The organism is Arthrobacter sp. I3, assembly GCF_000520575.1.
Lineage (GTDB): Bacteria > Actinomycetota > Actinomycetes > Actinomycetales > Micrococcaceae > Arthrobacter > Arthrobacter humicola_A.
The window spans coordinates 81,344-83,745 of sequence record NZ_KI914902.1 but is presented as its reverse complement, the minus strand read 5'-3'; the positions used below and the strand labels follow the sequence as shown (position 1 = coordinate 83,745).

The following is a 2,402-nucleotide window of genomic DNA, read 5'->3' as shown; positions in this document are numbered from 1 at the left end:
GGAGCAATCGCCGGGGCAGCGCCCCGGCTGATGGGCGGCTGCCCGGGCGTCACGGATGGGCGGCGGTTTGCGGCCGGCCACCAGGGAGCGCCTCCGCCAGTGCAGAAGGCGCCGTCTCCGGCGTCGTCTCCTCTTCCTGGGACCCGCCAAAGCGCCTGCCGACGCCGACGGCGGCCGCTGCCAGTGCCAGCGGAACCCCCAGCGCCCAGCCGCTGAAGATCAGGACGGCCACCATGACCCCGGCCGCCACGATCACGCCGTACCAGGCAACGGTCCGCGGCTGCAGCAGCCGGATGCCGGCCGCCAGCCCAAACGCGGTGACGGCCGTGAAACACGCCGAGGCCGCGCCGATCTGGAACTGCATGTCGGTGAGTCCGGCGACGGCGGCAGCGAAGGACAGCAAGGTCAGGACGGCCAGAGTTGCCAGGCTTGCGGCGGGTACCTGTCCCCGCCCGGCACCGCGTGCAAGCGCGGTCGGCAGCACGCCGTCGGACGCCAGAGCAGCCCCGAGCCGGCTGGCCCCGGCCACGAAGGTGTTGATGGGGCCGAACGTCAAAACCGCCGCCGCAACCGCGGTGAGCGGGGCCGCCAATGAGCCCAGCCCTTTCTCCAGCAACGCCGCGACGGGCACCGCAGTAGCGGGCAGTTCCGGGCCGAGGACGGCCACCGAGGCGGCGACAACGCCAATGTAGACCGCGCCCACCACAATCAGCGTGAGCCACGTGGCCCGCCGGAGATCGCGCCCGGGGTTCCGGAACTCACCGGCCAGGTGCGAGACGGCTTCCCAGCCGGCGAAGCAGAAGAACAGCAGACTCGCGGCACCGCCGACCGCCCAGTAGCCGTGCGGGGCGAAGGGCTGGAAATTTTCCGCTTTGGCGTGCGGTACCGCGAGCACGACGGCGAGCGCGAGCAGTGCCACCAGCAGCACCATGAGCGCCAGTTGCATGCGGCTGGAAACCCTGATGCCGACGGCGTTGCTCGCGAAGGCGGACAGCAGGATCACCGCCGCCGCGAGGACTGCGGTGTCCCGGCCGCCGCCGACGGCGTGGGCGATGTAGTTGCCGCCGATCACGGCCGTAGCCGGGGCGCCGAAGGGGATCGAAAAGAAGAAGAGGTACCCGGCCACCACCGAGGCGCGGCGACCAAAGGCACGCTTGACGAAGTGGGCGATCCCGCCGGCGTCGGGCTGCTGGCGGCTCATTTCGGCGAAGCTGAAGGCAACGGGAACGCAGAACACCAGCAGGACGGCCCAGGCCAGGAGCGACGCCGGGCCGGCCTCCTTGGCTGCGATGGCGGGAAGCACCAGAACACCCGAGCCCAGGATCGCGCCGACATAGATTCCGGTGGCCCGGAACAGGCCCAGTCCGTTGCCGGCGCCGCTGCCGCTGCCATCATTTTTTCTGTTGACTTTCACCCCTCCAATCATCCGTAGAATCACCGGCGCCGGAAGCGGCAAAACTGACGGCCACCCGCAAAAAACTGCCTGCCGCCGCGTGCCTGCTGACCCGCAGTCGGGGGTCCACCCTTTTCCGGGCGCGGGAGGGTAGCGTTCCATTATGAGTGCGCAGCAGCCTGACGATGTGTACACGCACGGCCACCACGAGTCGGTGGTCCGTGCCCATGCCTCCCGCACGGCGGAGAATTCGGCAGCGTTCGTGCTCCCGCATCTGATGCCCGGGACCTCCGTCCTCGACGTCGGCTGTGGGCCTGGCAGCATCACCTGCGACTTCGCGGAGCTGGTGGCGCCGGGCATGGTCACGGGCCTGGACCGCTCCCCCGACATCATCGCCCAGGCCGCGGCCCTCGCCGTCGAGCGCGGCGTGGACAACGTCGGCTTTGCCGCCGGCAACATCTACGACCTCGACTTCCCGGACGAATCCTTCGACGTCGTCCACGCCCATCAGGTCCTCCAGCACCTCACGGACCCCGTCGCGGCGCTGCGGGAGATGCGCCGGGCGGCCAAGGCAGGCGGGATTGTGGCGGTGCGCGACGCCGACTTCCACGGCATGAGCTGGTACCCGGCCATCCCCGAGCTCGACGACTGGATGGAGCTCTACCAGCGGATCGCCCGTCGCAACGGCGCCGAGCCCGACGCCGGCCGCCGGCTCGTGTCCTGGGCGCAGGCCGCCGGCTTCACGGATGTGGCGCCGTCCAGCAGCAACTGGCTCTACGCCACTGGGCATGAGCGGCGCTGGCAGGCCCGGGTGTGGGGCGAGCGGGTGCTGCATTCCTCCTTTGCCGACCAGGCGCTCGAGTACGGCCTGGCCAGCGAGGCGGACCTGGCCCGGATTTCCGCGGGCTGGCACCGGTGGGGCTCCACCGACGACGGCTGGTTCCTGATTCCCAACGGCGAGGTCATCGCCCGGGCGTGAGCGGCGGCCGGCGGTCACAGCACCGGCACA

At 70.7% G+C, this 2,402-nt stretch carries 2 protein-coding genes; one reads left to right on the top strand and one right to left on the bottom strand.

From position 1 onward, the window contains the following. Nucleotides 1–49: 49 nt before the first annotated feature. Complete coding sequence (locus tag Y706_RS23325; RefSeq protein WP_043434438.1) at nucleotides 50–1,414, bottom strand: APC family permease; 1,365 nt, start codon at nucleotides 1,412–1,414, stop codon at nucleotides 50–52. Nucleotides 1,415–1,556: 142 nt separating this feature from the next. Here Y706_RS23325 and Y706_RS0103105 point away from each other — a divergent pair, with 142 nt between their 5' ends. Then, the gene (locus tag Y706_RS0103105; RefSeq protein WP_028275419.1) at nucleotides 1,557–2,372 is read left to right on the top strand and encodes a methyltransferase domain-containing protein; all 816 of its coding nucleotides are present in this window, start codon (nucleotides 1,557–1,559) and stop codon (nucleotides 2,370–2,372) included. Nucleotides 2,373–2,402: the final 30 nt, after the last annotated feature.

What these genes read in the sequence shown, in the direction of transcription:
- Y706_RS0103105 (WP_028275419.1), top strand. Translation starts at nt 1,557, where the DNA reads ATGAGTGCGCAGCAGCCTGACGATGTGTACACGCACGGCCACCACGAG.